This is a genomic window from Rhodoplanes sp. Z2-YC6860 (assembly GCF_001579845.1).
GTDB lineage: Bacteria > Pseudomonadota > Alphaproteobacteria > Rhizobiales > Xanthobacteraceae > Z2-YC6860.
On record NZ_CP007440.1, the window covers coordinates 1,783,315 to 1,810,126 of the forward strand.

At 64.9% G+C, this 26,812-nt stretch carries 23 protein-coding genes; 11 read left to right on the forward strand and 12 right to left on the reverse strand.

From position 1 onward, the window contains the following. Positions 1 to 41: 41 nt before the first annotated feature. The 3 genes from lspA to RHPLAN_RS08345 are packed head-to-tail and all read right to left on the reverse strand — an operon-like array spanning position 42 to position 4,632. On the reverse strand, positions 42 to 575 hold the full coding sequence (gene lspA, locus RHPLAN_RS08335) for a signal peptidase II (RefSeq protein ID WP_084244532.1): 534 nt from the start codon (positions 573 to 575) through the stop codon (positions 42 to 44). Beyond that, on the reverse strand, positions 572 to 3,592 hold the full coding sequence (ileS, locus tag RHPLAN_RS08340; protein WP_068015896.1) for an isoleucine--tRNA ligase: 3,021 nt from the start codon (positions 3,590 to 3,592) through the stop codon (positions 572 to 574). The genes lspA and ileS overlap by 4 nt, the downstream gene beginning before the upstream one ends. 41 nt (positions 3,593 to 3,633) lie before the next feature. Beyond that, a complete protein-coding gene (locus tag RHPLAN_RS08345; protein WP_068015897.1) occupies positions 3,634 to 4,632 on the reverse strand; it encodes a bifunctional riboflavin kinase/FAD synthetase in 999 nt (332 codons plus the stop codon). 218 nt (positions 4,633 to 4,850) lie between these two features. On the opposite strand from RHPLAN_RS08345, the gene RHPLAN_RS08350 reads away from it, so the two are divergent. Further along, positions 4,851 to 5,234: a response regulator gene (locus RHPLAN_RS08350; RefSeq protein WP_068015898.1), complete on the forward strand. Its 384-nt coding sequence runs from the start codon at positions 4,851 to 4,853 to the stop codon at positions 5,232 to 5,234. A 206-nt stretch (positions 5,235 to 5,440) separates the two neighbouring features. Then, on the forward strand, positions 5,441 to 7,174 hold the full coding sequence (locus tag RHPLAN_RS08355; protein ID WP_068015899.1) for a di-heme-cytochrome C peroxidase: 1,734 nt from the start codon (positions 5,441 to 5,443) through the stop codon (positions 7,172 to 7,174). Positions 7,175 to 7,194: 20 nt separating this feature from the next. On the opposite strand, the gene RHPLAN_RS08360 is transcribed toward RHPLAN_RS08355, so the two are convergent. Both RHPLAN_RS08360 and RHPLAN_RS08365 read right to left on the reverse strand, forming a co-directional pair. Next, the gene (locus RHPLAN_RS08360; RefSeq protein WP_442971810.1) at positions 7,195 to 8,076 is read right to left on the reverse strand and encodes a TIGR01459 family HAD-type hydrolase; all 882 of its coding nucleotides are present in this window, start codon (positions 8,074 to 8,076) and stop codon (positions 7,195 to 7,197) included. A gap of 60 nt (positions 8,077 to 8,136) precedes the next feature. After that, positions 8,137 to 9,498 (reverse strand): EAL domain-containing protein, encoded by a 1,362-nt coding sequence (locus tag RHPLAN_RS08365; RefSeq protein WP_068015900.1) that lies wholly within the window; start codon positions 9,496 to 9,498, stop codon positions 8,137 to 8,139. 175 nt (positions 9,499 to 9,673) lie between these two features. Here RHPLAN_RS08365 and RHPLAN_RS08370 point away from each other — a divergent pair, with 175 nt between their 5' ends. Continuing rightward, on the forward strand, positions 9,674 to 11,194 hold the full coding sequence (locus RHPLAN_RS08370; RefSeq protein ID WP_084244536.1) for a glycosyltransferase family 39 protein: 1,521 nt from the start codon (positions 9,674 to 9,676) through the stop codon (positions 11,192 to 11,194). Here RHPLAN_RS08370 and aptA read toward each other — a convergent pair. Continuing rightward, positions 11,178 to 12,536, reverse strand: a complete 1,359-nt coding sequence (gene aptA, locus RHPLAN_RS08375; RefSeq protein ID WP_068015902.1) for an omega-aminotransferase AptA — start codon at positions 12,534 to 12,536, stop codon at positions 11,178 to 11,180. The two genes, RHPLAN_RS08370 and aptA, sit on opposite strands and share 17 nt — an antisense overlap. A gap of 251 nt (positions 12,537 to 12,787) precedes the next feature. On the opposite strand from aptA, the gene hisS reads away from it, so the two are divergent. Both hisS and RHPLAN_RS08385 read left to right on the forward strand, forming a co-directional pair. Then, on the forward strand, positions 12,788 to 14,287 hold the full coding sequence (gene hisS / locus RHPLAN_RS08380; protein WP_068015904.1) for a histidine--tRNA ligase: 1,500 nt from the start codon (positions 12,788 to 12,790) through the stop codon (positions 14,285 to 14,287). A gap of 48 nt (positions 14,288 to 14,335) precedes the next feature. Then, positions 14,336 to 14,596, forward strand: a complete 261-nt coding sequence (locus RHPLAN_RS08385) for a hypothetical protein (protein ID WP_068015905.1) — start codon at positions 14,336 to 14,338, stop codon at positions 14,594 to 14,596. A gap of 24 nt (positions 14,597 to 14,620) precedes the next feature. Here RHPLAN_RS08385 and RHPLAN_RS08390 read toward each other — a convergent pair whose 3' ends face one another. Continuing rightward, positions 14,621 to 15,172 carry a DUF3617 domain-containing protein gene (locus tag RHPLAN_RS08390; RefSeq protein ID WP_068015907.1) on the reverse strand — a complete coding sequence of 184 codons (552 nt, stop codon included), beginning with the start codon at positions 15,170 to 15,172 and terminating at the stop codon, positions 14,621 to 14,623. A gap of 110 nt (positions 15,173 to 15,282) precedes the next feature. Beyond that, positions 15,283 to 16,161 carry a sigma-70 family RNA polymerase sigma factor gene (locus RHPLAN_RS08395; RefSeq protein WP_068015908.1) on the reverse strand — a complete coding sequence of 293 codons (879 nt, stop codon included), beginning with the start codon at positions 16,159 to 16,161 and terminating at the stop codon, positions 15,283 to 15,285. A 124-nt stretch (positions 16,162 to 16,285) separates the two neighbouring features. Here RHPLAN_RS08395 and RHPLAN_RS08400 point away from each other — a divergent pair, with 124 nt between their 5' ends. Then, positions 16,286 to 16,744, forward strand: coding sequence for a carboxymuconolactone decarboxylase family protein (locus RHPLAN_RS08400; protein ID WP_068015909.1), 459 nt, complete (start codon positions 16,286 to 16,288; stop codon positions 16,742 to 16,744). Positions 16,745 to 16,958: 214 nt separating this feature from the next. Here the strand turns inward: RHPLAN_RS08400 and RHPLAN_RS08405 are convergent, their stop codons facing one another. Beyond that, the gene (locus RHPLAN_RS08405; protein WP_068015914.1) at positions 16,959 to 19,295 is read right to left on the reverse strand and encodes a TonB-dependent receptor; all 2,337 of its coding nucleotides are present in this window, start codon (positions 19,293 to 19,295) and stop codon (positions 16,959 to 16,961) included. 79 nt (positions 19,296 to 19,374) lie between these two features. Next, on the reverse strand, positions 19,375 to 19,740 hold the full coding sequence (locus RHPLAN_RS40995; RefSeq protein ID WP_068015915.1) for a DUF2946 family protein: 366 nt from the start codon (positions 19,738 to 19,740) through the stop codon (positions 19,375 to 19,377). 203 nt (positions 19,741 to 19,943) lie between these two features. Between RHPLAN_RS40995 and RHPLAN_RS08415 the strand changes: the two genes are divergently transcribed. Together RHPLAN_RS08415 and hisG are read left to right on the forward strand one after the other, a co-directional pair. Beyond that, on the forward strand, positions 19,944 to 21,086 hold the full coding sequence (locus RHPLAN_RS08415; protein ID WP_068015916.1) for an ATP phosphoribosyltransferase regulatory subunit: 1,143 nt from the start codon (positions 19,944 to 19,946) through the stop codon (positions 21,084 to 21,086). Beyond that, positions 21,083 to 22,060 (forward strand): ATP phosphoribosyltransferase, encoded by a 978-nt coding sequence (gene hisG, locus RHPLAN_RS08420; RefSeq protein ID WP_068015917.1) that lies wholly within the window; start codon positions 21,083 to 21,085, stop codon positions 22,058 to 22,060. The genes RHPLAN_RS08415 and hisG overlap by 4 nt, the downstream gene beginning before the upstream one ends. A gap of 2 nt (positions 22,061 to 22,062) precedes the next feature. On the opposite strand, the gene RHPLAN_RS08425 is transcribed toward hisG, so the two are convergent. After that, on the reverse strand, positions 22,063 to 22,521 hold the full coding sequence (locus RHPLAN_RS08425) for a GtrA family protein (protein WP_068015926.1): 459 nt from the start codon (positions 22,519 to 22,521) through the stop codon (positions 22,063 to 22,065). Between the two features lie 146 nt (positions 22,522 to 22,667). Here RHPLAN_RS08425 and RHPLAN_RS08430 point away from each other — a divergent pair, with 146 nt between their 5' ends. The 3 genes from RHPLAN_RS08430 to RHPLAN_RS08440 all read left to right on the forward strand — a co-directional run bounded on the left by RHPLAN_RS08430 (position 22,668) and on the right by RHPLAN_RS08440 (position 25,698). Then, positions 22,668 to 23,726, forward strand: a complete 1,059-nt coding sequence (locus RHPLAN_RS08430; RefSeq protein WP_068015928.1) for a glycosyltransferase family 2 protein — start codon at positions 22,668 to 22,670, stop codon at positions 23,724 to 23,726. A gap of 85 nt (positions 23,727 to 23,811) precedes the next feature. Next, entirely contained in the window at positions 23,812 to 24,702 is an 891-nt protein-coding gene (locus RHPLAN_RS08435) for a ChbG/HpnK family deacetylase (protein ID WP_237180085.1), read from the forward strand. Between the two features lie 129 nt (positions 24,703 to 24,831). Then, entirely contained in the window at positions 24,832 to 25,698 is an 867-nt protein-coding gene (locus RHPLAN_RS08440; RefSeq protein WP_068015929.1) for a DUF2076 domain-containing protein, read from the forward strand. A 70-nt stretch (positions 25,699 to 25,768) separates the two neighbouring features. Here RHPLAN_RS08440 and RHPLAN_RS08445 read toward each other — a convergent pair whose 3' ends face one another. Next, the gene (locus RHPLAN_RS08445) at positions 25,769 to 26,563 is read right to left on the reverse strand and encodes a L,D-transpeptidase (RefSeq protein WP_068015932.1); all 795 of its coding nucleotides are present in this window, start codon (positions 26,561 to 26,563) and stop codon (positions 25,769 to 25,771) included. Between the last annotated feature and the right edge of the window lie 249 nt (positions 26,564 to 26,812).

The following is a 26,812-nucleotide window of genomic DNA, read 5'->3' on the forward strand; positions in this document are numbered from 1 at the left end:
CCACGGCGGTTTGCGGCCGGTCGAATTCACTATCCCCGGGATCAGGGCGCTTTTGGGGCGTGGTCTCCCCATACCGATTCATACAAGAGGATGGCCACACCGGCAACGATGGCTACATCGGCCAGGTTAAAGACGTACCAATTGAAGCGCCACGAGGCGGTTTCGAGGTGCAAGAGCACGAAATCGGCCACCGCCCCGTAAAGCAGCCGGTCTATGGCATTGCCGATGGCCCCGCCGATGATCAGGCCGAGTGCCAGCGCGGTCAGTCGGGAATGGGCCCGGGCTAACCATATCCACAGCAGCGCCACGGCGATGACCTTCAGTGCCAGAAGCGCCCATTGGCCGAACGGGCCCTCCTGCTGGAACCAGCCATAGCTGATGCCGGTGTTCCAGGTCAGCACGAAGTCCACAAAGGGCATGACCTTGACGGCGCCCTTCGTGGCCAGATCGTAGACCCGGAGCAGCCAGAGCTTCGAGGCCTGGTCGGCCGCCCCGGTGACGAGCGCCGTAATCGCGCCGAGCGCGGTGAGCGATCCCCAAAGCAGGCGCGTCCGATGCATCGCGGCAGCCGTCATTCGGCGGCCTTGCGCCAGGCTTCCCATTCGCGCAACGCCTGCGCGTCGCGCGGTGTCACGTCGGGGAACTGCGGATCGGTGCCGACTGTGTGCGAGATCTTCCAGGAGCGCGCGCACTTGGTGCCTTCGGCGAGGTTCACCACCACGGCGACGCCCGGCACCTCGGGGAGCCGGAACGCATCCGCCGGACCCTCGTCATTGGCGAGCGTCGCGGCCGAGGTGATGCAGACCTCCGCCAGGTCAATGTCGACCACGGCTTCGTACAGTTCGGGGTTCGACACATGCACGATCGGATCGGCTTCCAGCGAAGAGCCGATGCGCTTGCCGGCGCGGGCGATTTCCAGCGCGCCGGTTACAGCGCGGCGCACCTGCCGCACCTTGCGCCACTTCTCGGCGAGCTTGTCGTTGCGCCAGCCTGGCAGCACGGCAGGAAACAGCTCGAGATGCACCGAGACGCTGTCGTTGCCATAGCGCTCCGACCAGGCTTCCTCGCAGGTGAAGCACAGCATTGGCGCGAGCCAGGTCACGGTGCAGCGGAACAGATAGTCGACCACGGTCAGCGCGGATTTGCGCGTCAGCGACGAGATCGGATCGCAGTACAGCGCATCTTTGCGGACGTCGAAATAGAACGCCGACAGGTCCGTGGTCATGAAATGGCTGAGCGCCGCGAAGATGCGCTTGTAATCGAAGTCGACGTAGGCCTTGCGCACGAGTTCATCGAGCTCGGCGAGCCGATGCAGCATCAGCCGCTCGAGGTCGGGCATCTTCTCGACGGAGACGCGGTCCTCGTCGTGGAAATGCGCCAGCGTGCCGAGCATCCAGCGGATGGTGTTGCGCAGCTTGCGGTAGGTCTCGATGGTGGTCTTGAGGATTTCCTTGCCGATGCGCAGGTCGTCCGCATAGTCGGAGGCGCAGACCCACATCCGAAGGATGTCGGCGCCGGATTCCTTCATCACGTCCTGCGGCGCCGTGACGTTGCCGAGCGACTTCGACATCTTGCGGCCCTGCTCGTCGAGCACGAAGCCGTGCGTCAGCACCACGTCGAACGGTGCGCGGCCGCGCGTGCCGCAGCTTTCCAGCAGCGACGAGTGGAACCAGCCGCGGTGCTGGTCCGAGCCTTCGAGATACATCACGCTGTCGGGCCCGCCGTCATGCTTGCGCTTGATGCCGGCCAGCGACGGGAAGTGCTTGGCGTCTTCCAGCACGAAGGCGTGCGTCGAGCCGGAATCGAACCAGACGTCGAGAATGTCGTCGACCTTCTTCCAGTCCTCGTTGGCGAGCGAACCCAAGAAGCGCTCGCGCGCGCCGGCCTTGTACCAGGCGTCGGCGCCCTCCTGCTCGAAGGCGTCGGCGATGCGCTTGTTGACCTCCGCGTTCTGCAGGATTTCGGCCGAGCCGTCGCTTTTCTCGCGAACGAACACCGCGATTGGCACGCCCCAGGCGCGCTGCCGCGAGATCACCCAGTCCGGGCGGCTCTCGATCATGCCGTTGATGCGGTTTTCGCCGGCCGCAGGCACCCAGCGCGTCGCCTTGATCTCGCGCAGCGCGATGTTCCGCAGGCTTCCATCGAGGCCCTGGACCGGCTTGTCCATGGCGATGAACCACTGCGGCGTGTTGCGGAAGATCACCGGCTTCTTCGAGCGCCAGGAATGCGGATACTGATGCTTCAGCCGGCCGCGCGCGATGATGTTGCCGGCCGCGGCCAGCGCCTTGATGACGGCCTCGTTGGCGTCGCCCTTCTCGCCCTTGTCGTTGATGACGCGCTTGCCCTCGAAGCCGGGGGCATGGCTCGTCAGCGCGCCGTTCTCGTCGACCGTGTAGGGGATTGCCGGATTGATGCCGCGCGATTCGAGCGAGCGCGCATTCGCGGTCCAGATTTCGAAATCTTCGCGGCCATGGCCCGGCGCGGTGTGCACGAAGCCCGTGCCGGCATCGTCGGTGACGTGATCGCCGGCGAGAAGCGGCACGTCGAAGTCGTAGCCCGCCTTCTGCAGCGGATGCGAGGCGATCATCGCGCTGAGCACGGCCGCTGGCACGCTCGCGACCTTTTCGTAAGCAGCGACGCGAGCCTGCTTGAACACATCGGCGGCAAGTTTGTCGGCGAGGATGAAGGTGTCGCCGGTCTTGGCCCAATTGTCGGCCGCAGCGTCAGTGACGCGATAGACGCTGTAGTCGATCCTCGGCGAAAAGCTGATGGCGCGATTGCCCGGCAGAGTCCAAGGCGTGGTCGTCCAGATCACGACCGAAGTGCCCCAGTTCACCAGATTGACGGCAAGCTCGGTCAGGTCGCCGTCAGCCGAGTCGACCGCGACGCGCGCGACTGGAAACTTCACCCACACCGTATCCGATGTGTAGTCCTCGTATTCCACCTCGGCTTCGGCGAGCGCGGTTTTCTCCACCACGCTCCACATCACGGGCTTGCTGCCGCGATAGAGCGTGCCGTTCGCCGCAAACTTCATGATCTCGCGGGCGATCTGCGCCTCGGCCGCAAAGCTCATGGTGGTGTAGGGATGGTCCCAGTCGCCCTCGACGCCGAGCCGCTTGAACTCCTCGCGCTGCACGTTGAGCCAGTGCTCGGCGTAGGCCCGGCATTCCTTGCGGAAAGCCACCATGGCGTCGGGGTCGCTCAGGTTCGGCTTCTGCTTGTTCTTGGAGCGGTAGTTCTCTTCCTCGATCTTCCACTCGATCGGCAGGCCGTGGCAGTCCCAGCCCGGCACGTAGTTGGAGTCGTAGCCCAGCATCTGCTGGCTGCGGGTCACCACGTCCTTCAGGATCTTGTTGAGGGCGTGGCCGATATGGATGTTGCCGTTGGCGTAGGGCGGCCCGTCGTGCAGCACGAACTTGGTCCGGCCTTTGGCCTTCTCGCGCATGCGCTCGTAGAGGCCGAGCTTCTTCCATCGGGCCAGGATTTCCGGCTCGCGCTGGGGCAGACCCGCACGCATCGGAAATTCGGTCTGCGGCAGGAACAGCGTCTGGCTGTACTTATCGCGCTCGTTGGATTTCGATTGATCGTTCATGGCGCGGTGTGTGTAGCAGGGCGACAGGGCCGGAAAAAGGTCTACCCCAGCGGCGGGAACGCGCCTGGGGCACGGGCAAGCAGGTGCCGCGCCTGGCTGGAATCCTGGTCCATCCGGCGGATCAGGGCCTCGGCGTTGTCGAACTTCATCTCCGGCCGGATCCAGCCGATGAAGGCCACGTCCAGCACCGCGCCGTAAAGGTCGCCCGAGAAGTCGAACAGGAACACCTCCAGCAGCACCGCGCCGTTGTCGAAGGTCGGGCGCCGGCCGAAACTCGCCACACCGTCATAGAGCGTGCCGCTCAATCCGACCCGCACCGCATAGATGCCGTGCTTGAGGCCGCAATCGGTGCCGAGCCGCAGGTTCGCGGTCGGATAACCGAGCGTGCGGCCACGCTTGTCACCATGCACCACCTGCGCGGTGACGAACCAGGGATGGCCCAGAAGCTCGTTGGCCTCCGCGATATGCCCGGCCTCGAGCGCGTCGCGCACCGCGCCCGATGATACCCTCCGGCCGTCGATCATGAACGGCTCGACCACGTCGACCGAGAAGCCGTGATGGGCGCCTTGCGCCACGAGGAAGTCCGGCGAGCCGCGGCGATCCTTGCCGAAATAGAAATTGAAACCGATCACTGCGCCGGTGACCGCCAGGCGGTCCACCAGAATGCGTTCGACGAAGTCCTCGGCGCTGAGTTGAGCCAGCGCCGCATCGAAGTTGAGGATCACGGCGCCGTCGAGCCCGGTCGAAGCCAGCAGCCGGAGCTTGGCGGCCTCCGAGGTGAGCTGGAACGACGGCGCGTCAGGGTGAAAGAAGGTCCGGGGGTGCGGCTCGAAGGTCATCACCGCCGCAGGCTTCTGGGCGGCCGCGGCGCGCTCCATGGCGGTGCCGATCACGGCGCGGTGGCCGCGATGCACGCCGTCGAAGTTGCCGATGGCGATCACCGGGTGCGGCAGCCGCTCGAGCCCTGCGTCGTTATCGCGGACAACGACGAAGTCGTGCCCGGAGCTTTGGGTGCTTGATGGGGTGGTTGCTTGGTTCATCTATCCAGAATCAGGGCTTTTTGTGCCAACGATACGTTAACCGGTCGATCCGCGAAAAATATAGGCGCTGCCCACTGTTAGCGCAGGTTAACCCAATTTTCAGCCGTGCAATGTATCGACGACCCAGGCGAGGATGGGAGGCCCAACGCCGGGTCCTGACATCGTTCGACCTGGCCGCAGCGACTTCGCGGCCGGACGGTTGCGGGCTGAGGGACATTATGGCCTTCGATACTTCGATGCCGATCCTGGTGGTGGACGACTACAACACCATGGTCCGCATTATCCGCAATCTGCTGCGACAACTTGGCTTCACCGATGTGGATGACGCCGCCGACGGCTCGGCCGCGCTCACGAAGATGCACGACCGTAAATATGGGCTCGTGATCTCCGATTGGAATATGGAGCCGATGACCGGCTACGAGCTGCTCAAGCAGGTGCGGGCCAATCCGGACATCTCGACGACGCCGTTCATCATGATCACGGCCGAGTCGAAGACCGAGAATGTGATCGCCGCCAAGCAGGCCGGCGCCGATAATTACATCATCAAGCCGTTCAACGCCGAAACGCTGAAGCACAAGATCGAAGCGGTCTTCACGGCTTAGTTTCGGCTTCGGCCAAATCTCCCCATTGCCGCCAGTTGGCTCCTCCGAAAGGAGGACTGCAACCTATCTTTCTCAAAGTAAGAATTACCCGCCTGCGGCGAGAGGATGCCGAGTGTGATGCGGATGACTGACATGCGGTTGAATCCGATCCACCAATAGGCTTTCCCGCCCGGCGACTCCGGGAGCGGCAGCAAAGGGATCGACGCATGAGAAGGCCGGCTTGGGCGTTCACATTCGCGCTGGCTGCGGCGGCAGTCTGGAGTGGCCGTGCGTTGTCCCAGCCTGCGCCGAGTTCGTCGTCCGCTCCGCCGCTCACATACGCCGATCAGGGTTGGACGCCGGCGGACCGCCAGGCGTTTTACACAACCAGCCAGGGCTCTCGCCTCATCCCCTATGAGTGGTTCAAGACGCTGCGGCGTGCGAACTCGGACGAACCGTTCGGCGCCGATGGACTGAGGCGGTACGGATATCTCGCCAACGAGTATGCGACCAACAATCTGCCGGTCGGATTCGTCGTCGATACCCGGGTGCAACCCAATCAACTGGGCATGTCATGCGCTGCATGTCACACGGGACAGCTGGAATACAAAAAGGAGAACGTGACCTACGCTCTGAGGCTGGACGGTGCGCCGGCTCACGCCGACTTTCAGCTGTTTCTCTCGGACCTGAGGGACGCCTCACGCGAAACGTCGGCAAATCCGCAGCGGTTCGAAGCGTTCGCGAAGGCCGTGCTGGGGCCGGGATATTCACCGGCCAAAGCTGCCGACCTGAAAGTGTCGTTTGACGCCTGGGTGAAGCAGTTCGGCGACTTCATGGACAAGAGCCTGCCGACGTCCCCATGGGGGCCGGGCCGCCTCGATGCATTCAACATGATCTTCAATCGCGTCGCGGCCCGCGATCTCGATCAACCGCAGAATTTCGCCGTGGCCGATGCACCTGTCAGCTACCCGTTTCTGTGGAACGCTTCGAAGCAGGACCGCACGCAGTGGAACGGCGCGGTGGACAACGGCCTTTTCATCCACGCCCTGGGCCGCAACACCGGGGAGGTTCTCGGTGTCTTTGCCGAATTTTCGCCCAAGCGAATAGCGCCACCGGTCGGTGTGCCGTTGATTTTATACGGCGATCATTCGGCTGATTTCGACGGCCTGCAGAAGCTTGAAGAGAAGATCGCGGCTCTCAAGCCGCCGCCGTGGCCGTTTGAGTTGAAGGCCGATCTCGCGGCCGCGGGCGAGAAGCTGTTCGAGAAGCACTGCAGCTCTTGTCACGCGGAGACGGAGTCGAGCGTCGTGCCGAACGCCTGGGCGACGCCGGTCCAGGTTGTCGGAACCGATCCGAGAATGGCGAAGAACGCCACAAACCGGACGGCGGATACCGGACTGCTCAGCGGTTCGCTGTTGCCGCGGCCTCCCGGCGCCCGTTTGGGGAGCCGGGGCAAGACCACCGATATCCTTGCGAATTCCGTCGTCGGCATCCTTCTGGATGGAACGCTGAAAGGCGAACCCGCCTTGCAGCGAGCCATCGCGCTGGACTTTCAGAACCTTCAACTCGGCGATCCCGATCTTTTGAAGGTCGGTGGCTTCGTGAAGGAAAATCTCAGCGGGCTGTTCCGGAAACCGTCGGCGGCAGGCGAGGGCGCATACGAAGCACGCGTGCTGCACGGCATCTGGGCGACCGCGCCCTATCTTCACAATGGCTCGGTTCCCAACCTGTGGGAGTTGCTGACGCCGCCAAAGGACCGCAAGACGACATTCAAGGTCGGAAGCCTGACGTTCGATCAGAAGAACGTGGGCTTCGCGGTCGATGTGTCGCCGTTCGACAAGGGCGATTTCACCGTCGATCCTGAGAACACAAACGGGAACGGCAACGCCGGGCACGCCTATGGCACCGACTTGAGCGAAGCGGACCGCTGGGCGCTGATCGAATATCTGAAGAAATTGTGACGGGCTGCGCGTGAGCGGAGCTACCACGCCAGCCGCGATGTAACCGCCTTCGGCGCGATTCCCGCCTTAGCGAATATCTTGCGCAACGCTTCCGGATCGGGCGCGTGGCGGTCGCCAAGCTCCTCTGCGTGGATGCCGGCCGTGACGAACAGACAGTCGAGCCCGTAGTCGATTGCGCCCGTGAGATCGGTGCGGATCGAGTCCCCGATCGCCAGCACGCGCGTTTTGGCGACTGGCTTGCCGCGCGCCTTGGCGACGCGCTCCAGTGCCAGATCGTAGATCGGCCGGTGCGGCTTGCCGGCGTACAGCACCTCGCCGCCGAGCGAAGCATAGAGATCGGCGAGCGCGCCGGCGCAATAGATCAGCTTGTCGCCGCGCTCGACCACGAGATCGGGATTGCCGCACAGCATGAATAGGTTGCGCTTGCGGATCTCGGTGAGGAGCGCCCGATAAGTCTCCGGCGTCTCGACGTCGTCGTGATTGAGCCCGGTGCAGACCACGTAATCGGCCTTTTCCATCGGCACGAAATCGAGCCCCAAGCTGTCGAAGATCGGCAGGTCGCGCTCCGGACCGATGTGGAATACGTTCTTGTGCGGCCGCGCCTGCATCGCGCTCCGCGTGACATCGCCGGAGCTGACGATGCCGTCATAGGCGCTGTGCGGCACGCCCACCTTGTCGATAAAATTGACCACGGTGGCGCCGGGCCGCGGTGCGTTGGTGATCAGGATGACGGTGCCGCCATTGGCGCGGAAGCGCGTCAGCGCCTCGCAGGCCGACGGTGTCGCCACCACGCCGTTGTGCACGACGCCCCAGACGTCGCTCAGCACGGCGTCGTAGCGGTCAGCGAGGCCAACAAAACTCGTGATGAACGAGGGGGCTTGGATGGTGGAGGTCTGGGTCACGGCCGATTGGTTACGGCACTTATGTCAAAGCGTAAAGAGACTTAGCTCAAAGAGACCGGCTCAAAGCGTAAAGCCTGTCCCACCCACCGCGCGACGCGGCCGGTCGGCGGCATCGTCCAGCACGATATCGGTCTCGCCGGCGCCGCGCAGCGCCTCGTTTCGCACCGGGCGGGGCTGCGAGAACAGATAGCCCTGGCCGAAGCGGACGTCGTATTCGAGCAGGTCGACCACCTGGGCCTCGGCCTCGATCTTTTCGGCGATCAGGCTGATGCCGAAGCGGCCGAGGAGGTCCGAAAGGTCGGCGGCGTGGATGTCGGAGCCGCTGGAGCCGCCATCGCCGAGCAGGAACTGTGACGGCACCTTCACGTAGCGGATGCCGCGCTCGCCGAGATCGCGGGGCTCCATGCGCAGATCGGTCACCGCGTCCATGCTGAAGCGGAAGCCGAGATCGCGCAGCGAGGCGAGGCTCTCGGTCTCGAGCGGGCCCATCGAGCGCAGGACGCTCTGCCGAAACTCGAGGATGAGGGACGGCGCGATCGCGCGGTTGGCGTCCATGAACTGCAGGAGTTCCGGAAACACCATCGGGTCGTTCAGCGTGGTCGGCGAGATGTTGCAGAACAGGCCGACCTCGCGATTCTTGATCTGCAGCCGGCGGATCACCTGCACGGCGCGGAACAGCATCTGCTGATCGAGCTTCGCGATCAGACCGGAGGCCTCGGCCGCGGTCATGAAATCGGACGGCATCACGATGGTGCCGTTCTCGGTGCGCAGCCGGGCGAAGCTTTCGTAGAAGCGGACCTTGCGCTGCGGCAGCGTCACGGTCGGCTGCAGGTAGAGGTCGACCCGGTTGCCGTCGAGCGCATTGCGCATCGTCTCGATCATGTTGGCGCGGGCGGCCGCCGCGATGTTCGGGGCGTCAAACGACGGAACCTCGGGGGCGGCTTCGTCGGCGGGCTGCGGTTGAATGGCCTCCAGTGCCGCTTCGGCAGCGGCCTGTTGCTGACCGCTGACAAACTTCAGTTCGTGCACCGCGACGGTCTCGGCGAGCTGCTTGACCAGCGTGCTGAGCTCGCCGAGCTCGCTGGTGACGGATTCGGCTGCCAAGCGCGCCTGGTTGCGGGCCACGCCGGCAATCTGGTCGCCCTGACCTTCCAGCGCCGCGGTGCGGCGGCCGACTTCGGCAACCTGGCGGGCGAGGTCGGCACAGCCGCGGGACAGGTCGGCGATCTGGGCGGCAAGATTGGCGCGGTCGCGGAGGCGGTTGTTGGTGGCGTTATAGATGGCGAGGCCGGTCAGGATCGAGATCGCGACGATCATCGATTCCTGGGCACGCAAGCCGACCAAAAGATACAGCACCGCGCCCGCGGAAGCGGCAATCAGCACCATGCAGAAAACGACGAAGATAGCCCCAAGCCGCAACATCAAAGGTTCCCCAAACTCAGGGAATGATTCGCCCCACCGCGGAGCACTGTCCATGAGGCTAGGTCATGACGCAAGGAATTTACCGCTTGATATTGCGGCTTAATCCCAAGGTCGCGCGTCATCGCGATTGATCCTATAAGCGCCTGTGGATTGTCCCGGAACGACCGGCCGCCGAATGCCCCAACTGACTGATACGATTGAGCAACACCCGGTGCGGGTCTTCCTGGTTGTCCTGCTTCTGCACGCCGTGCTTTGGACAGCGTTGCCGGCGCTGTTCTTCCGCAACCTGCCGCTCGATCTCATCGAAGCACTGGTCTATGGCCGCGAATGGCAACTCGGTTATGACAAGCTGCCGCCGCTGCCATGGTGGCTGGTCGAGGCGACCTGGCGGGCGCTGGGTCCGGACCTATTCTACTATCTGCTGTCGCAGATCGCCATTCTGAGCGCCTTCGCGTTTGTCTTCGCGGTGGCGCGGCCGCTGGCCGGCGCCATGGGCGCGCTGGTCGCGATCCTGATCATCGACGGGCTGCACTACTTCACGTTCACGGCGCCGAAGTTCAATCACGACGTGGTGCAACTGCCGTTCTGGGCGATGGCGGGCTACGCCTATTGGGCGGCGCTGCGCCGTGGACGGATGGCGCATTGGCTGCTGCTCGGTTTCGCCATCGGCATGGCGCTGTGGGCCAAGTATTTCATCGTGGTGCTGGCCGCGCCGCTCGTGCTGTTCGCGCTGTTCGACCGCGATGCCCGCAAGGTGATGGCGACGCCAGGGCCCTACGTTGCGGCCGTCGTCGCGCTGATCGTGATGGCGCCGCATCTGATCTGGCTCGTCGCCAATGACTTCCTGCCGTTCGCCTATGCGGATGCCCGGGCGCTGCATTTCCGCGGACCGCTCGACTACATCATCAAGCCGCCGAAGTTCCTGCTGTCCCAGCTGGGGTTCCTGGTGCCGTCACTGTTGATCGCCGCGCCGTATCTGCGCCGTGACGTGAAGGCGCCCGAAGGCGCGACGGTTGCGGCCGACGCCTTCGACCGCCGTATCGTGACGCTGCTCGCCTTCGGCCCGGTTGCGACCGTGTTCCTGATGTCGCTCCTGAGCGGCCGCGACACGGTTCCGTTGTGGGGCTACCCGCTGTGGCTGTTCCTGGGCCTTTGGATCGTGCTCAACGTGCGCATCCTCGATCGGATCACGGCGACGCGCATCACCGTGGTGTGGGGCATCGTCACGGCGGTGTTCGCGCTGGCCTTCGTGGTCCACTACGACCTGCGCGGACGCTTCCACATCAAGGAGCGCTACACCGCCGAGCTCTATCCGGGGGATGCGCTCGCCACCGAGATGTCGCGGCGCTTCCGCGCGCTAACCGGGCGGCCGCTCGCCTACGTTATCGGCAGCATGTGGGACGGCGGCAACATCGGCCACTATTCGCCGGACCATCCGCGGGTGCTGATCGATGGCAAGCCCGGCCGCGCACCGTGGATCGATCTTGGCGACCTGCGCGCCAAGGGCGCCGTCGTCGTCTGGACCAACGGCGCCGATCCGCGCGTGCTGCCGCTGCAGTACCGGTCGGTCGCCGAGGACGCCGAGATCCAGGAGCCGTTCGTGCTGCCGGTGCGGCTCGGCACCCGCACGGTGACCGTCGCCTGGGCGGTTTTGCGCCCGCGGCCGGTGGTGGCGAGCGCTAGGCCAGCGCCTTGATGACCTTGCCGACCTTCTCGAAGATCTCGCCGATCTGGCTTTCGCTGACGATCAGAGGCGGCGTCACGGCGATCGAGTCTCCGACGATGCGGAACATGATGCCTTCGTCGTGGAAGCCGCGCTCCATCGCCTCGTAGCCGCGCTTGCCGACCGCGTCGGGCCGCGATGCGAGATCGATGCCCGCGGTGATGCCCACACAGCGAATATCGAGCACCCGCGGCAGGCCCTTCAGGCTCATCGCGCCGTCGTACCAGACAGGTTCGATCTTCTTCGCCCGCGCAAATAGGTCCTCGTCGCGATAGACGTCGAGCGCGGCGAGGCCCGCCGCGCAGGCGAGGGGATGCGCCGAATAGGTGTAGCCGTGGAAGAACTCTACGACGTGCTCGGGCCCGTGCATGAAGGCGTCGTGGATCGTGTCCTTCACGATCACGCCGCCCATCGGCACGCTGCCGGACGTCACACCTTTGGCAAACGTGATCATGTCCGGCACGACGCCGTAGCGTTCCGCGGCGAAAGCGTGGCCGAGGCGGCCGAAGCCGGTGATGACCTCGTCGAAGATCAACAGGATGCCGTACTTGTCGCAGATCGCGCGCAGCCGCTGCAGATAGCCCTTCGGCGCCGGCAGCACTGCAGTGGAGCCCGCCATCGGCTCGACGATCACGGCCGCGATGGTGGTGTCGCCGTGGAGACCGACGATCCGCTCCAATTCATCGGCCAGATGCGCGCCCCATTCGGGCTCACCCTTCGAAAACGCCTGCTGCTCGCGATTGTAGGTCGAGGCGAGATGATCGACCCCCGGCATCATCACGCCGAAGGCCTTGCGGTTGTTGGCGAGCCCGCCGACCGCCATGCCGCCGAAGCCGACGCCATGATAGCCGCGCTCGCGGCCGACGAAACGCGTGCGCTGGCCCTGGCCCTTGGCCACCCAGTAGGCCAGCGCGATCTTTAGCGCCGTGTCGGCGGCCTCCGAGCCGGAGTTGCAGAAGAACACATGGTCGAGGCTCTCCGGCGCCAGCGCCGCGATCCGGCTCGCGAGCTCGAAGGCGCGCGGATGGCCGAATTGGAAGGTCGGCGCGAAGTCGAGGGTCGCGGCCTGGGCCTGGATGGCCTGCACGATGGGATCGCGGTTGTGGCCGGCGTTGGTGCACCAGAGGCCGGCCGCCGCATCGAGGATCGGCCGGTTGTCGGGCGTGTAGTAGTGCATGTCCTTGGCGCGGGCGATCAGCCGGGGCCGCGCTTTGAAAGCGCGGTTCGCGGTGAACGGCATGAAGAAGGCCGCGAGGTCGTTGGGCACCGCCGTGCCGACCGAGCTTTGCTGCGCTGCCTTGGGAGCCTGGGCCATGTGCCTGCCTTTCGCGTTGCTCTCTCCCGGCCTCATCCTGAGGAGCGTCGCGAAGCGATGCGTCTCGAAGGATGGGGCCGCCACGGCGGCCGCCCTCGTCCTTCGAGACGCGGGCTTCGCCCGCTCCTCAGGATGAGGGCGGGGAGGGACTGTTCTTGGGGGATTATCGCTTTTCGCTGTGGGTGACAAAAGAGGGGGTGACTGCTACCACCCGGCCAATTCAATCAATATTGACTTACCGAACGACGCTCATGGCCGACAAATCCAACAAGCTGAAGGCGCGGCTGCCGCGCGGCCTCGCCGACCGCGGCCCCGCCGAGATCGCCGCGACCCGTCAGATGACCGACGCGATCCGCGCGGTCTACGAGCGCTATGGCTTCGAGCCGGTCGAGACGCCGGCGATCGAATACACCGACGCGCTCGGCAAATTCCTGCCCGATCAGGATCGGCCGAACGAGGGCGTGTTCTCGTTCCAGGACGACGACGAGCAGTGGCTGTCGCTGCGCTACGATCTCACCGCGCCGCTGGCGCGCTATGTCGCGGAGAATTTCCAGAAGGTCGCGCTGCCTTATCGCAGCTACCGCTTCGGCTGGGTGTTTCGCAATGAGAAGCCGGGCCCCGGACGCTTCCGGCAGTTCATGCAGTTCGATGCCGATACGGTCGGCGGCGCCACGATGGCCGCCGACGCCGAGATTTGCATGATGGCCGCGGACACGATGGAGGCGCTTGGCATCACGCGCGGGCAATACGTTGTGAAAGTGAACAATCGAAAAGTTCTCGACGGCGTGCTCGATGCAATCGGGCTCGAAGGCGAAGCCAATGCCGGTAAACGTCTCACGGTGCTGCGCGCCATCGACAAGCTCGACCGGCTCGGCGCAGAGGGCGTGAAGCTGCTGCTCGGGCCGGGCCGCAAGGACGAAAGCGGCGACTTCACCGCAGGTGCCGGATTGAACGACGCGGCCATCGATCGCGTGTTGGCCTTCGTCAACTCGAAAGGCACCAATGCCGACGCAACGCTCGGCAATCTCGAAAAGGTGGTGACGGGTTCTGCGCGCGGCGCTGAAGGCGTCGAAGAGCTTCGGCAGATTTCCGCGCTCGCCACGTCATCGGCCTATGCCGACGACCGCATCCTGATCGATCCTTCCGTCGTCCGCGGCCTCGAGTACTACACCGGTCCGGTCTACGAAGTAGAACTCCTCCTCGAAACCAAAGACGAAAAAGGCCGGCCGGTGCGGTTCGGCTCGGTCGGCGGCGGCGGCCGATATGACGGTCTTGTGTCACGATTCCGCGGCGAGCCGGTTCCGGCGACTGGCTTCTCCATCGGCGTGTCGCGACTGCAGGCCGCGCTGATGATGATCGGAAAGCTCAATTCCAAGCCTGCGCCCGGTCCGGTGCTGGTCACGGTGTTCGACCGTGATCGCATCGCGGATTACCAGAAGATGGTCTCAGCCTTGCGCAGCGCCGGCATCCGCGCCGAGCTTTATCTCGGCAATCCGAAGAACAACGTCGGCCAGCAGCTCAAATATGCCGACCGTCGCGGTTCGCCTTGCGCGGTGATCCAGGGCGGCGACGAAAAAGCCAAAGGCGAGGTGCAGATCAAGGACTTGATCCTTGGCGCGGGCCTCACCGCCATCAAGGATCGTGACGAGTATTTGAAGAAGCAGGCCGAGGCGCAGTTCGCCGTGCCGGTGGACAAGCTTGTGGATAGCGTGCGCCAAGTGCTCACGCGCCACGGCGTGTCATGGAATTGACGTTTTCATTTCGAACTTTCGTAACGCTCCGCCGTTAGAAGAAAAAGATTGATCGCTGGCGGAACGTTTCATCTCCGCCGGCAGTTCGGCGTGTGGAATGCACAAGAAAACGTCAGAGAGGTTGCCATGAATTTCCCGTGGGAACCCGGAATTGCGCAGGCCATGCAGCGTCATGGCGGCAGCAATCATTCTGTCCCCAAGGTCAGCGCTCCCAACATTCAGCCGGAAGCCAAACCGCTCGATCGGCCGATGGCGGTGCAAGGTGCACCGCTCGCGCCGGCCGATCCGCAGGCCGACGAAAAGATTTGACGATCAGGCAAAACCGCGGCGCGTCTATCGCGGCGGCTGTTGCGTCCGCACGCCCGGAATAGACGGCATCTCCAGCACGTTCATTTTCCGGCCGTTGCCCATCACCACATCGCCCGGCTTCTGATCCGGCTTGCACGGGCCGAGCCACTTCGCCTCGATGGTCATGTTGGTCGGCTGTCCCGGCGCGACGCCCGGCATTTGCGGTCCGCCCTCCCGGGTCGACGTCGTCTTGACCGTATAAGCCTGATCGAAGCTGCCGGTGATCACGGCATGGGACGTGGAGGTCGTAGGCCCGAACTTGCACACCGAATCCATGGTGATGGTGTTGCCTGACTTCTGCATGTCCTGCTTCGAGCAGGCCTCCTTCGACATGCCGCCAAACTGCGAGTTCATCAGCTTGTCGGTCGTGGCGTCGACGCAGTGCTGCATCGTCTGTGGCGGCAGGTTGCGGCCTTCGAAGATCATCTTCATCTCCCACAGCCCGGCCTTGCGGGTTGGAAGTTCCGCGGCAAACGCCGATGCGGTGAAAACGGTCGTGGTCAAAGCAACGATCGCGGCAATCGATGGATGGTTCATGTTGGTCCTACCGGTCGGTCTCCCCAAATCATGATTGTCCAAGGCCTGCCGCGCCGGTTCAAGACGTGCGGCTCCGCTTCAACAGCCGCGTGCCGGTATCTTTGTATTGATCAGCTTTCGAGCACGTCGAGCTTCAGCGCGCCGAGCTGCTCTCGATCGGCGACCGCCTCGATGCCGGCGATCTTGCCGCCCGCGATCACGATACGGACCACGAGCAGGAGCTGGCCATTGGGCGCGACCATCGCGCCGACCGCGCCATCGATGAGCGCCGTGCGCGCGGCTTGCGCGCGACCATTGAAGGATTTCGCCACCGCCTGAGCGCCGTGGAGTTCGGCCACACCACCCATCCGCGTGGCGGTGAGATCGGCGCGGAATACGACATCCGGATCGAGCAGTTTCAGCAGGCCTTCGAAGTCCCCGCCGCGAGAGGCGGCAAGAAACGCGTCGACCACCTGTTTCTGTCCGGCAATATCGGCGTCCGGCGTCTTGTCCGCACCCTGCACGCGGCGGCGGGCGCGGCTCGCGAGCTGCCGGGCTGCGGCGGGCGTCCGCCCCACGATCGATGCGACATCGTCGAACGGCACGTCGAACATATCGTGGAGCACGAAGGCGATCCGTTCGGCGGGCGTCAGTGTCTGCAGCACCACGAGCAGCGCCAGCCCGACCGAGTCGGCCAGCATCGCCTCCTGCTCGGTGGCCTCGGTGCCGGTGGCCGGCTCCGGCACATGCGGTCCCAGCGGCTCCTCGTGACGCGACTTCCGCGACCGCAGCATGTCCAGGCAAATGCGTGCCACGACGGTGGTCAGCCAGCCGCCGAGATTGTCGATCTGTTGGCTGTCCTTTTGGCTGTCGGACCGGCTGAGCCGCAGCCAGGCTTCCTGGATGGCGTCGTCGGCCTCGCTCCGCGAGCCCAGCATCCGGTAGGCGACGCCGCGCAAATGCGCACGGTTCGCCTCGAAGCGCTCGGCCAGGAGTTTTTCTTCAGTCATCGGTCACATTCCCTCATCCCGATCCGTCATCTCCATGACGAACGGGCGCTGGCCGTTGTGACAAACCGCGGCGGCCGCGATCCGTCAACGTTGAACCCATTGAAATCCATCAAGGAAAACAATCATGCACGCCCGTATGAAGCACCCCGTTTTTGTGATCCCCGACGCCATGAAGGCCATGCACGCCCTGCACAAGTCCACCGACGATGCGGGGCTATCGGATGTGACGCGGGAACTCGTTCATCTGCGCGCCAGCCAGATCAACGGTTGCAGCGTCTGCGTCGGAATGCATGCCGCCGCGCTGAAGAAGGCTGGCCAGACCGACGACCGCCTGTTCTCGGTCGCGGCCTGGCGCGACACGCCATACTTCACCGATGCCGAACGTGCCGCGCTGGCATTGACCGAAGCGATGACGCGGCTCGCTGACAAGGGCGATCCGGTGCCAGACGATATCTGGAACGAAGCCGCCAAGCACCACGACGAGCGCGCGCTTGCGGCGCTGCTCGTATCGATTGCCGGCATCAACGTCTGGAATCGGCTCAACGCCGCGGTCCGCGCGGTCGCCGGCTCGCATTTGAGTTGAGCCCAAACACACGGCGGGTGTATTTCCAGCTTGCGTGGAAAAGCACCCGTGCAACGCGCATGCTGTTACCGCCGGGCTTGACCCGGCGGTCCATGACCCTGCTTCGGCAGTAGAAGTCTTACGTAAGACTCTCTCAGGCGCATCCGCTCATGGATCGCCGGGTCAAGCCCGGCGATGACACCGCGGTTGTGGCACATGACGCAAGGGCGACGCTCTAATACTTCACATTGGCAAACACCCGCACGCCTGCGCCGGGCATCAGCACCTCGTCCTTGGTGTAGGAAACGCTGTTGCGGATGTCGGCGTTGAGCAGGTTGTTACCGACAATGCCGACCGTGACCTCCTTGCGGCCGAACTTGTCGTTCTTGAACACCTCGGTGTGGCTGAGCTCGACCTTGAGCAGGTTGTAGCCCGCGGTCGGGGTCTCGCCGATCAGCGCGATGTCGTTTTGCGCGAACGCGTGCAGCAGGCTGACGCGCGCAAGCCACTCGGCGTTGCGGAAATAGACGCCGCCGCCGATCCGCTGCGGCGGAATGCGCGGCACGTTCGTGCCGTCGGTGAATGTGGCGCGGACGATGTCATATTGGCCGTCGACACCCCAGAAGCCGCGCCACATGGGATGCACATCCCACTGGAACTGGAATTCGCCGCCGCGGAAGGTCGTGTCGCGCTGCGAGTAGATCGCCTCCTTCAATTCCAGCGGGCCCGCCGGATCGCCGGGAGCGACGCACATCGATGACCCGTCGCAGGTGTTGCCGGTGAGCCTGCGGAAGATGAAGCCGTCGAAACGGGTGTAGTAGCCGGTCAGTTCGAAGCGGAATCGGCCGTCAGGCTTGCGCAGGCCCACCTCGACCGATTTCGCCGTTTCGATCCCGAGATTGGGATTGCCGATGTCGAAGGTGGCGGTTGCGTCGTGGCCGCCGCGCGAGAACAGCTCCGCGGGCTTGGGCGCGCGTTCGGTGTACTGCGCCGTGACACTGCCGACGAGGCCATACCATGGCAGGTTTTTGATGAGGCCGAGGCTTGCGCTCTTCGGCGTGAAGTCCAGATTGCGCGACGTCTGCGCTCCGATCGCCGTCGTATCGGTAAAGAGGTTTGGAATGAGCGACGGCGTCGTGCCGCTCAGGTTGACATGCTCGATGCGTCCCGCGATCTGCGCTTTGGTCGTTGGGTTGAACTGGAATTCGTTGAAGATGTAGCCCGCAACACGGGTGTTGCGGTTCGGATCCATCAGGCCGTTGATCGGGCTTCCGAGGTCGTCCGGACTTGGCGCGCTGATCTCTTCGTGACTGCCCTGCACGCCGACCGCCGTGGTGATGGAGGCGAAGTTGGCGCGGAACGGCGCGAACTGGACTTCGAGGCGCCCCTCCTGGCCTTTATTGGTGAAGACCTGGCGAACGCCGTCGGTGGTCGGATCGCCCGGGACCGCGTAGCCGATCTCGTTGTGCTTGTAGTCGGTGACGCCGGCCCAATAGCGGATGGCTTCGATCGCCGAATTATCCGGCCGGAATTCGCCCTTGCTCATCACCTTGGTCTGGTGGCCGTCGATCCGGGTGCCGTTGATTTCGCCGTCCTGGCCGGGGATGTGGTAGAGCGCGTCGTTGTGCGTCACCGCGATGCCGGCATAGCCGCCGGTGAAGAAATACGAGCCGCCCACGGACCAGCCTGAGAACTGGTTTGCCGAATTGGGCTGCCGGCCGTTGAAGTTGGCGGGGTGCGTGGCGAGCGGATCCTGCGGCGTGAGATACGGATAGCTTGGAACCCCATAGTCGCGCGCGGTGCGTCCGAACACGTCGCCGTGGAATGCGAAGTTGCCGACGCCGAGATCGACGAGCTGCGAGCCGTCGACGGCTTTGTCGACGCTCGACCAGCCCATGCGGGTTTCGAACTGCGAACAGCCTTTGCTCATGGCGATCGCAGGCGAGCAAGGCATCGTATCGGGGATGCGGTTGTTGCTGGCGCTGACCACGCCGCCGATCGACTGCGAGCCGTAGCGCAGCGTCGCCGGCCCGCGGATCACCTCGACGCGTTCGGCCGACAGCGGATCGATCGGCACGAAGTGGTCTTCGCCGAGGTCCGAGACGCCGCCACCCCCGACACCGTTCTCGACGATGCCGACGCGGTTGACGTCGAGACCGCGGATGATCGGCCGGCTCGACGAGCCCGGCGCGAAGCTCGATCCGGTGATGCCGGGCTTGCTGAACAGCAGGTCGCCGATGCTCGTGCCGGCGTTGCGCGTGATCTCTTCCTTGGGCACCACCGTGACGGTGGCGAACTGGTCGCTGACGATCGGCACCGAGCCAAGGAGTTGCGCAGGAGGCGCTGCTGGCGCGGGCGCCGGCGGTGCGGTGCCGGCTTGCTGAGCGGGGGCGGGCTGGCGGACTGGCCTCGCTGGCCTTCGATGCACGATCGGGCTCGGCGCCGTGACGTTGATCTGAGGCAACGTCACCGCGCCTTGGTTCTGGTCTTGAGCAAGGGCGGCGTCACGCAACAGCAGCGCGGCCGAAATGGCGGAAGACGCGAGCGCAAGAGCTCGTAGCGATAGCTTCATGGGTGGCATTCCTGAACGGACGGTGAGACGCGAACACTGCGGACGGCAGTCCGCAGGCAACGGCTTCGACAGCGCTTGTTCAGGCGAGAGGTGGGGCGCGGGACCGGAATGCTGGACGGAGAGCTGCGGCGTGGACCGTCCCGGGCTCCGCGGTGAGGGCGACAGCGGCGGTGATCGCGGGCAGCGGTAGAGCAGGGGGCGCCGCGCCCTGCGCGCCCGAAAGCAGACCCAAGACCGCACAGATCGCGCAAAAGTCCTGGTCGCCCGGTATGCCCGGATGATGGGGCCGGCTGCCATGGGAGCCGTCCGCGGTCTGGATCGCGATGTCCGGGGTGTGGCCTAAAGCTCCGGTATGGACATGGCCGAAGGCCAGGACGAGCTGGAGGGCGAGCGCGAGCAGCGCCACCCAACCGCCGAGCCGGCTATGCCCCCGAAACCAGCGCATTGGCTGAAAACCCACGCCCCGACTGCATTCCCGGAGATATGTAACATTATAACAATTGCTGCCGTCAAGGTGCCCCTCTGCGGCGGCTGTTAACCGTGCAAACGTTCGATGAGCCCCCGAACGGGTTGTCGTCGAAACCTTAAACGTGCCGTGCTAAAGCCCCGGCCAAACGCGGAAAACACGCGTCGCGGGATGGCCGGAGAATGACGGACAGGACTTCATCGCAGCCCGACGGACGGGCCGAAGCGCTGGTCGGCGCCTATGAGCGGGCCGGCTATCGCCGCGTCGCGCCTCCGATCCTGCAACTGGCTGAGCCGTTTCTCGACCTGTCGGGCGAGGACATCCGCAAGCGCATGTATCTGACCGCGGACGCGGACGGCCGCGAACTCTGCCTGCGGCCCGACCTGACCATTCCGGTGTCCTGCGATTATCTTGCCTCTCCCGAGGCCGGCTCGGCCCAGGGCTTCTGCTATCTGGGTCCGGTCTATCGCGATCGTGGCGCGCTACCGGCGGAGATCACCCAGGCCGGCATCGAGTCCTTCGGCCGGCCCGACAAGGCCGCGGCCGATGCCGAGATGCTGGCGCTCGGCCTCGATGCCACCGCGCATTACGGCATGGCCAAGCCGGAAATCCGCATGGGCGACGTTGGATTGTTCGCGGCGCTGGTCGCAGTGCTCGATCTTGCGCCAGCTTGGAAGCGCCGTCTGGTGAAAGACTTCAACCGCAAGACTTCGCTTGCCCATGACCTCGACGTGCTCTCGCTCGGCGAGGTCGAGAAGCGTCCTGAATATCAGGGCGTGCTCGCGGCCCTCGACAGCTCGAATCCCAAAGCCGCGCACGCGCTGGTTACGGATCTGCTGTCGATCGCCGGCATCAGCACGGTCGGCGGCCGCACCGTCGGCGAGATCGCCGAGCGTTTCCTGGAGCAGGCTGCGATCGGCGCCGCAACCACGCTACCAACCGAGACCAGAAAATTGATCGAGAAATTCCTATCGGTGACCGGCGATCCCGACGAAGCCGCGACCGAGCTTCGCGCGCTGGCATCAGGCGCGGGCGTCGGCCTTGAACCCGCGCTCGATCTGTTCGAGCGCCGCACCGGTTTCCTTGCGGCGCGCGGCATCGACGTCGGCAGCATCAAGTTCTCGACCGCGTTCGGCCGCGGCTTCGACTATTACACCGGCTTTGTGTTCGAGCTGCACGATCCGGCGGGACCCCCCAACGGCCCGCTGGTCGCGGGCGGCCGTTATGACGAACTGCTGACGCGGCTCGGCGCCAAGCAGCCGATCCCGGCCGTGGGCTTTGCGGTCTGGGTCGAACGCGTCGCTTCGAGCGGAGGCGCCGCATGAGCGCGCCATTGATTCTGGGCGTACCGGCCAAGGGCCGCTTGCAGGAGAACACCGAGAGGTTCTTCGCGCTGGCCGGCATGCAACTCGTCAAGCCGCGTGGCGCGCGCGATTATCGCGGCGAGGTTGCCGGCATGCCTGACATCGAGGTCGCCTACCTCTCGGCTTCGGAGATCGCCGACGCGCTGAAACAAGGCGGAATCCACCTCGGCGTCACCGGCGAGGACCTGCTGCGCGAGAATATCCCCGACATGGACAAGCGCGTGGTGATGATCGAGGCGCTCGGCTTCGGCTTCGCCAATGTGGTGGTCGCAGTGCCGCAGGCCTGGATCGACGTGCGCAGCATGGCTGATCTCGATGACGTCGCGACCGCGTTCCGGCTGCGCCACGACCGCAAGATGCGGGTCGCGACCAAGTACATCAATCTGACCCGTGATTTCTTCTCGCATCTCGGCATCGTCGACTACCGCATCGTCGAAAGCTCCGGTGCGACCGAAGGTGCGCCGGCGGCGGGCTCGGCCGAGCTCATCGTCGACATCACGACCACCGGCACCACGCTGGCCGCCAACAGCCTCAAGGTGATCGAGGACGGCACCATCCTGCGCTCGCAGGCCAATCTCGTCGCCTCGCGCGGCGCGTCCTGGGGCGAGACCGAGCGGGAGCAGGCGCGGCGCATGCTCGACCGCATCGCTGCGCAGGCGCGCGCACGCGCGTTCCGCGAGGTGCGCACGCGCTTCTCCGGCTGCGACGACGCGATGCTATCGCAGGCGCAGGAGCGTTTCGGCGTGGTAGCGCCGTTCGGCGGGCCGACCTCGTCCGGCATGCTGACGCTGCACTGTCCGCCCAAAGCGGTCTACGATCTCGCCTGCTTCCTGCGCGAGCGCGGCGCCCAGAGCATCACCGTCGCCGAGATCGAATACGTGTTCGCGCAAGACAATCCGCTCTACGCGAGGCTTGTCGACGGCCTGTCAGGCTAATTCTATCGTTCGTTTCGCGCCGCGCCCGGCCCCTTGCGAAACACGACAAAGTGCGAGAGCGAGAAATTGACCAGGAAGCTCGCGCCGATCGCGAGCACCTTGCCCATCCACACTTCCATGAAGAACGACGCGATATAGACCGTCGCGGTATTTGCGATGAGGCCTGCGAACTGCGAGGCCGCGAATCCCACGTAGGCCTTTAGACTCAGCGCGCGGCCGGATTCGCGGGCGAAGGTCGTCAGCGAATTCATCACATAGGAGCCCGTGACCGCGACGCTCCACGCCAGCACATTGGCGACGATGATCCGCAAGCCCAGGTAGTAGTAGGCAAACGAGAACACGCCGAAATCGACGGCCGAGTTCACCAGGCCGACGACGGCAAAGCTCGCCGCTTTGAGCGCGATCGCGCGCTCATGCCAGGCGTTGAGCAACCGTTGGCTCAGATCGGACAGCGGTGACATGGCCACCGCTTAGCCCGTTTCGGCGGTGCGGCATAGCCGGAACTGGATGAAATGCCCACCAACCCTGCGGCACCGGCGCGAAGGGCGCGGCGGCGACATCCGCCGAAGGTTGCGGTATAGGTCGCCCAGCATAGGTAAAAGCCAAGATGACCGCCGCTTCGCCGACCTCGATTGGACCTGCAACCAGCCCCGCGCAGCGGGCCGCTGCGGGTCTGTCGATCGTGGTGCCGGTCTACAACGAGGGCGCGGGGCTCGCGCGTTTTCACGACCACCTCGTTGCGATCGCCCGGCAGCTTCGCGCCCAGCGCGGCCTTGCGACCGAAGTGGTCTATGTCGATGACGGCAGCCGCGACGACAGCCTGGCGGTCGCAAGCGGTCTGCCGGCGGAGGCACTCGACGTCCAGGTGGTGTCGCTGTCGCGCAATTTCGGCAAGGAGGCGGCGCTGCTCGCCGGCCTCGATCACGCGCGCTTTGGCGCCGTGCTGTTCATGGACGGCGACGGCCAGCATCCGCCGGCGCTGGTGCCGAAGCTCGTCGGGCATTGGCTCGATGACGGTTACGACGTAGTCTATACGGCCAAGGCGCATCGTGCCAACGAGTCCTGGTCGAAACGCTTTGCGGTTCGCCAATTCTACAAGCTGATCAATTACAGCTCCCGCCATCCGATTCCGGAGGATGCGGGAGATTTCCGTCTGCTCTCGCCACGCGCCGCAGACGCGCTGCGCAAGCTCCCCGAGCGCAATCGCTTCTTCAAGGGATTGGCGAGCTGGATCGGCTTCCGCCAGCTCCGCATCGACTACGAGCCGGCGCCGCGCGCCCATGGCACGACGACCTGGAGCCTGTGGGGATTGATCGGACTTTCGGTCGAGGGCCTGACATCGTTCTCGGTCGCGCCGCTGCGTCTCGCCGCCCTGCTCGGTCTGATGCTTGCGCTGGCGGCGCTGCTGTTCGGCGCCTCGATCCTCTGGGAGACGTTCTTCAACGGCAAGTCCGTACCGGGCTATCCCTCGCTGGTGGTGGGCCTGATGGTGCTCGGCGGCGTGCAGCTCATCATGATCGGCATCATGGGCGAGTACATCGGCAAGATTCTCTCGGAGATCAAAGCGCGTCCGGTGTATTTTGTCGCCGAGCACAGCATCCGCAACGCGCAGGGCATGCAGACGCCGCAAACCGACGGCGAGGCGCCGCGCGCTGCCGCGGAATGATTTTGGCCAGCGGACCTTGGTCGGTGCGGTTTCGTGTGCTCTCTCAAAACGCTACGGTGGGCCATTGCGGCCCGGGGGTGAGGCGTTGGCCGAACAGCACGCGACACTGAGCGACGCTTCGACCGCGGATGCCGATCGCGCGCTCCGGCCGATCTGGCTGTGCGCCGACGACTACGGCATTTCCGAATCGGTCGACAAGGCGATCCGCGATCTCCTGATGAACGGCCGCATCAATGCGACCTCGGTGATGGTCGTGTCGCCGTCCTTCCAGCCTGCGGAAGCTGCTTCGTTGAAGATGCTGAGCGCCGGCTCCCGCCGTTTCGCCGTCGGCCTCCACGTCACATTGACCGAGCCGTTCACGCCGCTCACTCCGGGCTTTCGCCCAACGCGCCGGCGATCGTTTCTGCCGTTGTCGGAGATGCTCGTGCGCGGCACGCTGCGGCTGTTGTCCCGCGACCGGATCGCCATCGAGATCGCGACGCAGCTCAAGTCCTTCGTCACGGCCTTCGGCCGCCCGCCGGATTTCGTCGACGGCCATCAGCATGTGCATCTGTTTCCGCAGGTGCGCGAGCCGCTCCTCGAAATGGTCAAGGACATCGCGCCGGGCGCCTGGGTGCGCCAGTGCGGGCGTGCGCCGTCGGCGCCGCGGCGCTTCGGCGATCGCAAGGCGATGCTGCTCGATGCGCTGAGCCGCGAATTTCGGGCGCGCGCGCAAGCCTTCGGCGTGCCGACCAATCCGGCCTTTGCCGGCGCCTATGATTTCACCCGCACGGGCAATCAGGATTTCGGCAGGCTCTTTCCGGATTTCCTGCAAGGCCTGCCGCCGCAGAGCGTGGTGATGTGCCATCCGGGCTTTGTCGATGCCGAACTCGAGCGACTCGATCCGCTGACCCGGCAGCGCGAACGCGAATACGCCTACTTCGCCGGCGGGGATTTCCCTGACACGCTGCGCCGGAACGGCGTGGCGCTCGCCTGAAAAGCGCAAGAGGACAAGGGCTTAGCCGGACGCGGCATAGCGGCGCAGGATTATTCGGCGCCCGCCATTTCGCCGTCACCATGCGCGACCTACATAGGGCGCGAAGTTAGGGGGACCAGGGAGAACCTCATGACGCCCCAGGAACGTCAACTGGTTGAAGAGTTGTTTGATCGCCTCGCGTCGATCGAGAACGCGCCGCGCGATCCCGATGCGGTGGCCGCCATGAATGAAGGCCTGCGCCGCGCGCCCAACGCGCTCTATGCGTTGACGCAGACGGCGCTGGTGCAGGACGAGGCGCTGAAGCGCGCCGATGCCCGCATCCGCGAGCTCGAGGCCGAGTTGGGCATCGGTGAGCCGCAACAGCCGCAGCAGGGCGGGTTCCTCGACAGCATGCGCGATGCGCTCATCGGCAAGCGCGAACAGCCGCGCGGTTCGGTGCCGCCCGTGCGGCCGGGCGCCGCCGTTGGCGCTGCTCCCGGCGCGCCGGGAAGCCCATGGCGCAACACCACCGGCCGGCAAGACGAGCAAGGAGGCTACGCGCCCCAGCCGGGTTACAACGCGGGCCCGCAGCCCGGCTACGGCCAAGGCTATGGTCAGGCCATGCCGGGCTCGTCCGGCGGCTCGTTCCTCGGCACGGCAGCCGCGACGGCGGCCGGTGTGATCGGCGGCGGGCTTCTGATGAACAGCTTCCGCGGCATGTTCGGCGGTGGCGGCGGCGGGCAGAGCCACTCCGCCTTCGATACGGGCAGCAGCGGTGGCGGCAGCCCGTGGTCCGGCAATCTCAGCGGCACGGATCTCGCGCGTGACGCCGGCGTCAACGATATCGGACGCGGCGGTGGCAGCCGTGCGGCGGCCTATGACGATCAGAATTCTGATCGCCAAGGCGATCGGCAGGGTATGTTCGACACAGCGCAGAACGACAGCGACGACGATAACGACGATTACGATGATGACGGCGGTTACGACGACGGCGGCAGCGACACCGACAACGCGTAAAACGCCGCAGGGTTGAAAATGAAAAGGCCGCCGTGTCCGGCGGCCTTTTTTGTTTTGGATGATGACGCGGTCAGATCACAATGACTCTGGTGCCGACCTTGACGCGCTCGTAGAGGTCGGTGACGTCCTCGTTGCGCATGCGGATGCAACCCGACGACACCGCGTGTCCGATCGTCCAGGGCTCGTTCGAGCCATGGATGCGATAGAGCGAGGTGCCGAGATACATCGCGCGTGCGCCGAGCGGATTGTCCGGGCCGCCCGCCATGAAGTGCGGCAGGTCCGGGCGGCGCTGCAGCATCTCGGCCGGCGGCGTCCAATCCGGCCATTCTTTCTTCGCGGTGATCTTCTTCTCGCCGGCCCAGGAGAAGCCCGGCTTGCCGACGCCGATGCCGTAGCGCAGCGCCTTGCCGTTGCCTTGCACCAGGAACAGGAAGCGCTGCGGCGTGTCGATGACGATGGTGCCGGCCGGCTCGGAGCCGGCGTAATCGACGAGCTGTCTCTCGAACTTCGGATCGATCGGACGGTTCTGCGCCTCGAGCTCCTGCTGCTGCATCATCGCAGGCTCGCCGCGCGCGGCCATCATGTTCGACGGCGGGCGCGGCGGTGGGACCTGGCCGCCGCTGAACAGGAATTCGATGAAGCCGCCGCCCATGTTGGGCTCGGCTTCGTTGTTCACATAGCGCGCCGGAGCGGGGCGCTCGCGCCGACCCACGATCTCGTCGCTCTGCCTGTAGACATAAACGGGCGAGGCGGGGCGGTTGATGCTTTGCTGCGGGCGCTGGGGTTCGATCGACAGCGGCTCGGCCCCGGCCGCAACGACACCGATGGCGCTCATGGCGAGCGCCGCAAACATATGACGATACATCGACGTACTCTGTACTGGTTTCGCCGGACGGGAACGCTCTCCCGTCAGCCCGCATTACATGGTGAAAAATGTACTGATCGGTAAAAGCCGGAGGTGTCGCACCTTGGGACAGCGCTCGGGAGGCGTTGTTCGTGGGGTTACGGTTTATTTTTCCTGAATGCGGCGCATCATGGTTAATCGCGGGTTTCACGTGATGGGACTGGTTGCCGAAATCATAACCCGGTGAACGCGATTTTAAGCGTCGGTCCA

What these genes read in the sequence shown, in the direction of transcription:
- lspA (WP_084244532.1), bottom strand. Translation starts at nt 575, where the DNA reads ATGACGGCTGCCGCGATGCATCGGACGCGCCTGCTTTGGGGATCGCTC.
- ileS (WP_068015896.1), bottom strand. Translation starts at nt 3,592, where the DNA reads ATGAACGATCAATCGAAATCCAACGAGCGCGATAAGTACAGCCAGACG.
- RHPLAN_RS08345 (WP_068015897.1), bottom strand. Translation starts at nt 4,632, where the DNA reads ATGAACCAAGCAACCACCCCATCAAGCACCCAAAGCTCCGGGCACGAC.
- RHPLAN_RS08350 (WP_068015898.1), top strand. Translation starts at nt 4,851, where the DNA reads ATGGCCTTCGATACTTCGATGCCGATCCTGGTGGTGGACGACTACAAC.
- RHPLAN_RS08355 (WP_068015899.1), top strand. Translation starts at nt 5,441, where the DNA reads ATGAGAAGGCCGGCTTGGGCGTTCACATTCGCGCTGGCTGCGGCGGCA.
- RHPLAN_RS08365 (WP_068015900.1), bottom strand. Translation starts at nt 9,498, where the DNA reads ATGTTGCGGCTTGGGGCTATCTTCGTCGTTTTCTGCATGGTGCTGATT.
- RHPLAN_RS08370 (WP_084244536.1), top strand. Translation starts at nt 9,674, where the DNA reads ATGCCCCAACTGACTGATACGATTGAGCAACACCCGGTGCGGGTCTTC.
- aptA (WP_068015902.1), bottom strand. Translation starts at nt 12,536, where the DNA reads ATGGCCCAGGCTCCCAAGGCAGCGCAGCAAAGCTCGGTCGGCACGGCG.
- hisS (WP_068015904.1), top strand. Translation starts at nt 12,788, where the DNA reads ATGGCCGACAAATCCAACAAGCTGAAGGCGCGGCTGCCGCGCGGCCTC.
- RHPLAN_RS08390 (WP_068015907.1), bottom strand. Translation starts at nt 15,172, where the DNA reads ATGAACCATCCATCGATTGCCGCGATCGTTGCTTTGACCACGACCGTT.
- RHPLAN_RS08395 (WP_068015908.1), bottom strand. Translation starts at nt 16,161, where the DNA reads ATGACTGAAGAAAAACTCCTGGCCGAGCGCTTCGAGGCGAACCGTGCG.
- RHPLAN_RS08400 (WP_068015909.1), top strand. Translation starts at nt 16,286, where the DNA reads ATGCACGCCCGTATGAAGCACCCCGTTTTTGTGATCCCCGACGCCATG.
- RHPLAN_RS08405 (WP_068015914.1), bottom strand. Translation starts at nt 19,295, where the DNA reads ATGAAGCTATCGCTACGAGCTCTTGCGCTCGCGTCTTCCGCCATTTCG.
- RHPLAN_RS40995 (WP_068015915.1), bottom strand. Translation starts at nt 19,740, where the DNA reads ATGCGCTGGTTTCGGGGGCATAGCCGGCTCGGCGGTTGGGTGGCGCTG.
- RHPLAN_RS08415 (WP_068015916.1), top strand. Translation starts at nt 19,944, where the DNA reads ATGACGGACAGGACTTCATCGCAGCCCGACGGACGGGCCGAAGCGCTG.
- hisG (WP_068015917.1), top strand. Translation starts at nt 21,083, where the DNA reads ATGAGCGCGCCATTGATTCTGGGCGTACCGGCCAAGGGCCGCTTGCAG.
- RHPLAN_RS08425 (WP_068015926.1), bottom strand. Translation starts at nt 22,521, where the DNA reads ATGTCACCGCTGTCCGATCTGAGCCAACGGTTGCTCAACGCCTGGCAT.
- RHPLAN_RS08430 (WP_068015928.1), top strand. Translation starts at nt 22,668, where the DNA reads ATGACCGCCGCTTCGCCGACCTCGATTGGACCTGCAACCAGCCCCGCG.
- RHPLAN_RS08440 (WP_068015929.1), top strand. Translation starts at nt 24,832, where the DNA reads ATGACGCCCCAGGAACGTCAACTGGTTGAAGAGTTGTTTGATCGCCTC.
- RHPLAN_RS08445 (WP_068015932.1), bottom strand. Translation starts at nt 26,563, where the DNA reads ATGTATCGTCATATGTTTGCGGCGCTCGCCATGAGCGCCATCGGTGTC.